This window comes from Ferrimonas gelatinilytica, from assembly GCF_039544205.1.
Lineage (GTDB): Bacteria > Pseudomonadota > Gammaproteobacteria > Enterobacterales > Shewanellaceae > Ferrimonas > Ferrimonas gelatinilytica.
In genome coordinates this window covers 261,623-269,574 of record NZ_BAABLF010000008.1, presented here as the reverse complement: position 1 = coordinate 269,574, position 7,952 = coordinate 261,623, and the positions used below count along the sequence as shown (strand labels likewise).

Sequence of the window (7,952 nt, the reverse complement as noted above, 5' to 3'; positions counted from 1 at the left end):
ACTGCGCCATGTTCACTCCTTTGTGGGTCGGCTGTTAGTTTTGGTCGACCAACAGTATTCCGACTCGCACGGGAGTGAACAACCTCCTGAAAGATTACAGCTAGGAGCTAGGAGCTAGGAGCTAGGAACTCGCCGTGCTGTTAAAGCCACTGCATATCAACGCATAACCGATTTATGCGTTGACATTCCCTTTACCAGCGGCGAGTTTTGAACTTAAGGAAACAGGCAGGAAGCCGTCATGCCATTGTGTTTTTTGGGCCTTGCCCGACAGTTCACCCGGATGATCACCATTACCACCACTGCCATGGGCAGGTTGGGGGCGGGCTGACGACACCCTGGGAAAGAATATCCAAAACAACAAGCCCGCTCCCCAAAGAGCGGGCTTGTTGCGTTTTAAACCGGTTACACCGTATGGGACATGGGAGGGAAGGGCGATGAAGGTGATGAAGTTTGGCGGGTCCTCACTGGCGGACGCGGGCAAGTTGGCGCATGTGGTCTCGCTGGTGGAGGCGGAGGCAACCCGCTTCCCGGTGATGCTGGTGGTATCGGCGCCGGGAGGTGTCACCAATGCCCTGGAGGCGGTGGCGCTGGCGGCCAAGTCCGGTCACACCCCGCCGCTGGAGTCCCTGCTGCAGCGCCTGGCGGAGCTGGAATCGGCGCTGGCCTCGCAGCTGGATCTCAAGTGGCGAACCCGGCTTGCGGAGCGCTTCGAGCAGGAGCGTGCCCTGCTGCATCGCCTGGTGGAGGGAGTGGGCCTGCTGGGACGCTGCCCCGATGAGGTGATGGCGCAAATCCTGGTCACCGGCGAGCGCCTCTCGGTGGCGGCGCTGGAGGCGCTGCTGGCCCAGCGTTCTCTGGAGGCGGGGGTGCTGGACCCGCGTCAGTATCTGCTGGCCCAGGGGCCGGTGCTGGAGTCGGAGGTGGCGGTGGAGGCCAGCCGCAGCCGCCTGGCGGAGCTGGATCTTAGCACCCACAGGATCTGGCTGATGCCGGGGTTCACCGCCAGCAATGCCGCCGGTGAAGTGGTGACCCTGGGGCGCAACGGCTCCGACTACTCCGCGGCGGTCCTGGCCGCCTGCCTGCACGCCGATTGCTGCGAGATCTGGACCGACGTGGATGGGGTCTACAACGTGGATCCCCGCCTGATCCCCGATGCCGAACTGCTGCCGACCCTGAGTTACGAGGAGGCGATGGAGCTCTCCTACTTCGGCGCTAAGGTGCTGCACCCGAAAACCATCGCGCCCATCGCCCAACACCAGATCCCCTGCCGGATCCGCAACACCCTCAATCCCGAAGCACCCGGCACCCTGATTCACGCCCGAACCACCCCCTCCAAGTCCCTGGTGAAGGCGGTCTCCAACCTGGATGACCAATGGCTGATCAACGTCTGCGGCCCGGGAATGAAGGGGATGGTGGGGATGGCCAGCCGGGTGTTCAATGCCCTGGCGGTCAGGGGCCTCTCTATCGCGCTGATCACCCAAAGTTCCTCGGAGTACTCCCTCTCCTTCTGCTTGCCGGCCCAGGATGGGCCCGCCGCGAAACTGGCGCTGGAGAACGCCTTCGAACTGGAGCTGCAACAGGGGCTGCTGGAACCGATCGGGATCCTCCCGGAGCAAACCATCATCACCCTGATTGGCGACGGCATGCGCAGCAAGAAAGGGGTGGCGGCCCGCTTCTTCCGCTCCCTCGCCCAGGCTGGCGCTTCGGTGGCGGCCATCGCCCAGGGCAGCAGCGAGCGGGCGATCTCCGCGGTGATTGGCCAGGACTCGGCACCGGGGGCGCTGCGCCTGTGCCACCAGAACTTCTTCGATACCCGCCACTACATCGACGTGGTGCTGGTGGGAGTGGGCAATGTGGGTACCGAGCTGGTGCGGCAGATCCAGAGTCAGCAGGCCAGCCTGTCGCGGCAGAACATCGCGGTACGCCTGTGCGGCGTGGCCAACTCCCGGCAGATGCGGCTGGACCCCCACGGCCTGGCCCTGGATGGTTGGCGGGATGATCTGACCGAGCAGGGGCAGGATCTGGATATGGATACCCTGCTGGCCCTCGCCCAGGATCAGCATCTGGTGAACCCGGTGCTGGTGGACTGCACCGCGGAGCAGAGCGTGTCGGATCGCTACCTCGATGCCCTGAAGGCCGGCTGGCACATCGCCACCCCCAACAAGAAAGCCAACACCGGTCCCCTGTCCCAGTACCGGGCGCTGCGCAGTGCGGCGCAGCAGCATCGACGCCAGTTTCTCTACGAGGCCAACGTGGGCGCTGGCCTGCCGGTGATCGACAACCTCAAGGGGTTGCTGCGGGCCGGGGATGAACTGCACCACTTCAGCGGGATCCTCTCCGGCTCTCTCTCCTACATCTTCGGCGAGCTGGAGGCGGGCCACAGCCTCTCGGCGGTCACCCTCAAGGCCCGGGAGATGGGCTTTACTGAGCCGGATCCCCGGGACGACCTCTCCGGCATGGATGTGGCCCGTAAGGTGCTGATCCTGGCCCGGGAGGCGGGGCTGGAGCTGGAGCTGGCGGATGTGGAGGTGGAGAGCGTGCTGCCGCCGGATTTCGATGCCAGCGGGGACGTCACCAGCTTCCTCGAGCGGCTGCCCCGGGCGGATGCCGCGATCGCCGATCGGATCGCCGTTGCCCGGGCCGAGGACAAGGTACTGCGCTACGTGGGCGCCATCGATACGAAGGGGCGCTGCCGGGTGCGGGTGGAAGCGGTGGGGCGGGAACATCCGCTGTACGACGTGAAAGGGGGGGAGAACGCCCTGGCCTTCTACAGCCGCTACTACCAGCCGCTGCCCTTCGTCCTGCGCGGCTACGGCGCCGGTGCTGCCGTGACCGCCGCCGGGGTGTTCGGCGACATCCTGCGCACCGCATCTTGGCACAAGGAGGCGTGAGATGGCGCAACAAGCACAGAACCGGGCGGTAACTGCCTACGCCCCTGCTTCCATGGGCAACGTCAGCGTGGGGTTTGATCTTTTGGGTGCTGCCCTGGCACCCATCGATGGCAGCCAGCTGGGGGATCGAGTCTCCATCGCGCCGGGTCCGGTCGTCGGTGCGGGGCTGACCCTGCAGTGCAGCGGGCCCTTTGCGGACGTGCTGCCGCCGGTGGCCGAGGAGAACATTGTCTGGCGCTGCGTCGACACCTTTCTTTCACGACTCGAACTGGGCCAGCCGGATCTGGCGATCACCCTGGAGAAGAACCTGCCGGTGGGTTCTGGCCTCGGCAGCAGTGCCAGCTCCGTGGTGGCCGCCCTGGTGGCGGTGAACGAGTACTTCGGCGCGCCGCTGTCGTCGCAGCCGCTGCTGCAGCTGATGGGGGAGCTGGAGGGGGAGATCTCCGGCTCCGTCCATTTCGATAACGTCGCCCCCAGCTACCTGGGTGGGCTGCAGCTGATGCTGCCGCACCGGGCCCAGGCACTGCCGACCTTTGACCACTGGTACTGGGTGGTGGCCAATCCGGGGATCACCCTCTCCACCGCCAAGATGCGGGCGCTGCTGCCGTCGGAGCACCCGCGGGCGACGCTATTGAGCTTTGGCCAGCAGCTGGCCACCTTCGTCGATGCCTGCCACCGCCAGGATGAGGCGCAGGCGCTGGCGGTGCTCAAGGATGTGGTGGCGGAGCCCTATCGTGCCGCCCATATCCCCGGCTACCAGGCGGCCCGAACCCGGCTGCAGGCGTTGGGTTGCCCGGCGGTGGGGATCTCCGGCTCCGGGCCCACCCTCTTTGCGGTGGCCACCGAACGGTCGGTGGCCGAGGCCGCCGCCGAGCACCTCAGGCAACACTACTTACTGAATGAAAGGGGCCTGGTGCGGATCTGCCGCCTGGCTGAGCAGGGCGCACAACTATCACAAGGGGAGCTGTGACCATGGAGCTGTTTAATCTGAGCCAGCCGCAGGAGCGGGTGGATTTTACCGAGGCGGTGCAGCGTGGACTGGGGGAAGGACAGGGTCTTTTCTTTCCCGATGCGATCCCCACCCTCAACCTGGATGCGGCGTTTTGGCAGTCGGATTTCCTGACCCGGGCGGAGACCGTGCTGGGGGCCTGGCTCGACCAGGAGCTGGGGCACGACAGGGTACGGACATTGGTGCGGGACGCCTTCGGTTTTCCGCTGCCCCTGGTACCTGCCGCCCCGGGGCAGTATGCCCTGGAGCTGTTTCACGGCCCCACCTTGGCGTTCAAGGATTTCGGCGCCCGCTTCCTGGCTCGCTGTCTCAGTACCCTGGCCAAGGACCGTCCCCTGACCATACTCACCGCCACCTCCGGCGATACCGGTGCGGCGGTGGCTGACGCCTTTGCCGGGCTGGACAATATCCAGGTGGTGGTGCTCTACCCGGACGGGGGGATCAGTCCGCTGCAGGAGAAGATGTTCTGCACCCTGGGGGGGAATATCCACACCCTGGCGGTCAAGGGCAGCTTCGATGACTGCCAGGCGCTGGTTAAAACCGCGTTCAGCGATGCCAAGCTCAAGGCGCAGTTCGGCCTCACCTCCGCCAACTCCATCAACATCGCCCGCTTGCTGGCGCAGATCTGTTACTTCTTCGAGGCGCTGGCCCAACTGCCCGCCGAGCAGCGGGACCAGGCGGTGTTCGCGGTGCCCTCCGGCAACTTCGGTAACCTGACCGCGGGGCTGCTGGCCAAGGCGATGGGGGCCCCTATCAAGCGCTTTGTCGCCGCCACCAACAGCAACGATACCGTGCCCCGCTACCTGAAGAGCGGCGTATGGGCGCCGGAGCCGGTGCACGCCACCCTCTCCAACGCCATGGATGTGACCAGCCCCAACAACTGGCCCCGAGTCGAGGCGCTTTGCGCCCGCCAGGGCTGGGCGTTGGCCGAGCTGGCGGCGGAGCGGGTGTCGGAGCCGGAGACGGTGGTGCGCCTCAAGGCCCTTTACCAGGGCGGCTACCTCTCGGAGCCCCACGCGGCGGTGGCCAGCGAGGCGCTTACCCGCCAGCTTTCCGGGGAGGAGGTGGGCGTATTCCTCGGTACCGCCCACCCCGCCAAGTTCCAGGACGCCGTCGAGTCGGCCCTGGGGATTGAACTGCCCCTGCCACCGGCCCTGGCGGCGGTGGTCGACAAGCCGGTACTGAGCGAAAAGCTGGAAGCGAGCTTCGAAGCGCTGGCGGGGTATCTGAAGCGGACGCTTTAGACAGGCGGCTCTTTGAAACGTGAAGTAGGAGCCGGACCTTCATATGTATGCTTAAGAGGAAAAGTCTTCCCCACGCCTGTGGGGGCCTTTCCCATGCGCGGTTCGGCTGGAGCGGTGATGGCCCGTCTTCCCCCCTGCTCGTGAAGAGCCGAAACCTGTCGCCAGCGCAGTGAGATTTACTGGAGGCTTTCGGCCCACCGGCTTTGGCCGAGTGGAGACTGAACCATGTCGTCTGATCGCTTTGCAGCCACCCCCTGCACGGCATCTCGTCCGCCCAGTTCGTTTCGCCGGTGGCCTCCAGGACTCGAAGCGGGGGCTTGAGCCTGCCGCTTTATTTCACGGACTGGACGTGGAATAGTCAAACAACACAAGCTGCTACAATCATCGGCGAGAGACAGCAGGGCAGAGGTGACGTGTCAAAGATCATTGTTAAGCAGGAAGAGGCACTCTCCTTTAAGTTGGTTCACCAGATGAAAAGCGGGGATCAGCGCCGGCTGGATCTGTTTTTCATCTTGCCCAAAGAGATGGGCGTTAACCCTCAGAGCCTGGATCCCCAGGAGTATGCCCACAGCGCCATCGCCGGACGTCGCTCCTACTTCTCCACCCGACTGCACCTTCCCCTGGTGCAGGGGCGTTTTGTCAGCCTCAACAAGCGCACCGTCGAGGAGTTCCGACTCTACTTGAATCTGTTTGCTTACCAGTTTGCCATCGCCATTGAGACGGACAGCAACGAGGTGGCGCAGATCAAAGAGCCTGAGCCCTTCTACGAGGCACTTTCCGAGCTGTGTGAGATCGTCACCCAGCTGCTGAAAAGGTTCCGTCGCAATGAGCCCAGCGATCCGAACTGGAAACATTACTTCGAGAATGCGGACAACTACCTGTCCTGGTTCTGTGAGCAGCGGTTGCTCAAATTGCTCTCTCACGCCCCGCGCAGCAGCGAGCACAGTGACGCCATTGAGCAGCTCCTGGGCCTGTGTCGCGCCGAACGGCGCTATCGCGAAGAGAAAAACTACAACTCGGAGCAGACCCTGGCGGATCCCAATCGGATCTCCAACAAGATGCTGCTGATGCGCCGATTGATCCAGCAGGGGGTGGTGCTCAAAGAGGAGTTGAAAACCCTGGGGGTGGGGCTCAAAAAGGCCACAACGGGGGTGTCCACGGGGATCATCATGCTGATCGTGTCTACCCTGGTGATCAAGGCGCAGGGGGTGTTGAGCGGGCTCACCCTGGCGCTGGTGCTGACCCTGGCGGTGATCTACGCCTTTCGCGAGATCTTCAAGGATGACATGCGCAACGCGATGTGGCGGCGGCTGCAGAAGGGGCGTCCACGCTGGAGCCGTATCCTCAGGGATACCAGCAGTCAGGCGGTGATAGGCCGTCAGCTGATCTGGATCGACTTTATTAAAAGCGCGGATCTGCCCAAAGGGGTGAGCGAGATCTTAAGCCGACGGAACAGTCAGAACCGGATCGACACCGAGATCCTGCACTATGGCCTGAGCGCGCGGATCGCCCAGAAGGCGTTTCTCACCGGCTACTCCAGTCTGCAGGAGCAGGTGAACTTCAGCTTGGCGCCCTTTGCCCGTTACCTGGAGCGGGGCAAGGCGAAGATCTATAAGGAGGCGGAGGGCAAGGTCAGCAGCGATTCGGTGGAGCGCCGCTACCAGGTCAACCTGATCCTGATGCTGAGGGAGCCGCAGCAGCCCCCCCGCTTTGCCCGTTACAAGATCACCCTGAACCGTTCTCAGATCGTTGATCTCTCCGAGAGCCCGCTGCCGGAGGGGGTGCTGCCCATCGAGCCGGAGCCCGGGGACGAGGATCTTTAGGCATTCATTGGCCGCTGAACCCGCCGAGTCTCGGCCCACCCGCTTTGGCCCTCGCAGAGGCTGAATCAGGCCGCCTGGTTTCTTTGCAGCATCCTTAGCCACTGGATCTCGTCCGCCCAGAGGGTCTCGTCGATGGTCTCCAGCACCAGCGGAATGCCCACCGTAGCCGGGTGGGTCATCAGGAACTCGAACACCTCGGTGCCCAGTTCCCCCTGGTTCAAGCTGTGGTGGCGATCCACCCGACTTCCGAGGGGGGATTTGGAGCCGTTGAGGTGCATCCCCTTGAGGTACTCAAGGCCAACTGTCTGATCGAACTTGTTGAAGGTCTGCTGGCAGGCGTCGTGGGTTCGCAGATCGTAGCCGGCGGCGAAGGTGTGGCAGGTGTCCAGGCAGACGCCCACCCGACTCTTGTCCTCCACCCGGTCGATGATCTCGGCCAACTGCTCGAAGCGGTGACCCAGGTTGCTGCCCTGGCCGGCGGTGTTTTCGATCACCGCGGTGACACCCTGAGTCCGGTCCAGTGCGAGGTTTATCGACTCGGCGATGGTGGCCAGGCACTGGGTTTCGCTGATCTGGCGCAGGTGGCTACCGGGGTGGAAGTTGAGCAGGGTCAGCCCCAGCTGCTCGCAACGCTGCATCTCGTCGAGAAAGGCGTCGCGGGAGCGCTGCAGCGCCTCGGCGTCCGGGTGGCCCAGGTTAATCAGGTAGCTGTCGTGGGGCAGGATCTGCGCCGGGGTAAAGCCATGCTGTTCGCAGTTGACCCGAAACTTCTCGATGTTGGCGCCGGTCAGGGGTTTGGCCTGCCAGCGGCGCTGGTTCTTGGTGAAGAGGGCGAAGGCGTTGGCGCCGATCTTGGCGGCATTCAAGGGGGCGTTTTCCACACCACCGCTGGCGCTGACATGGGCGCCGACATAGCGCACTGGTCGGGTCGTTGGGGCTGAGCTTGAGGCGGGCATAGGGTCTCCTTGGACTACTGAGGCGATGG

5 protein-coding genes are annotated in these 7,952 nt (G+C 64.1%); 4 read left to right on the top strand and 1 reads right to left on the bottom strand.

The window, feature by feature from the left end; all coding sequences use genetic code 11:
• Positions 1-434 precede the first annotated feature (434 nt).
• The 4 genes from thrA to ABD997_RS08500 all read left to right on the top strand — a co-directional run bounded on the left by thrA (position 435) and on the right by ABD997_RS08500 (position 6,967).
• On the top strand, positions 435-2,891 hold the full coding sequence (gene thrA, locus ABD997_RS08515; RefSeq protein WP_345316584.1) for a bifunctional aspartate kinase/homoserine dehydrogenase I: 2,457 nt from the start codon (positions 435-437) through the stop codon (positions 2,889-2,891).
• A 1-nt stretch (position 2,892) separates the two neighbouring features.
• Positions 2,893-3,861 (top strand): homoserine kinase, encoded by a 969-nt coding sequence (gene thrB, locus ABD997_RS08510; RefSeq protein ID WP_345316583.1) that lies wholly within the window; start codon positions 2,893-2,895, stop codon positions 3,859-3,861.
• Positions 3,862-3,863: 2 nt separating this feature from the next.
• Complete coding sequence (gene thrC / locus ABD997_RS08505; RefSeq protein WP_345316582.1) at positions 3,864-5,144, top strand: threonine synthase; 1,281 nt, start codon at positions 3,864-3,866, stop codon at positions 5,142-5,144.
• Positions 5,145-5,557: 413 nt separating this feature from the next.
• Positions 5,558-6,967, top strand: a complete 1,410-nt coding sequence (locus ABD997_RS08500; RefSeq protein ID WP_345316581.1) for a hypothetical protein — start codon at positions 5,558-5,560, stop codon at positions 6,965-6,967.
• Positions 6,968-7,032: 65 nt separating this feature from the next.
• Here the strand turns inward: ABD997_RS08500 and nfo are convergent, their stop codons facing one another.
• Entirely contained in the window at positions 7,033-7,923 is an 891-nt protein-coding gene (gene nfo, locus ABD997_RS08495) for a deoxyribonuclease IV (protein WP_345316580.1), read from the bottom strand.
• Positions 7,924-7,952 lie beyond the last annotated feature (29 nt).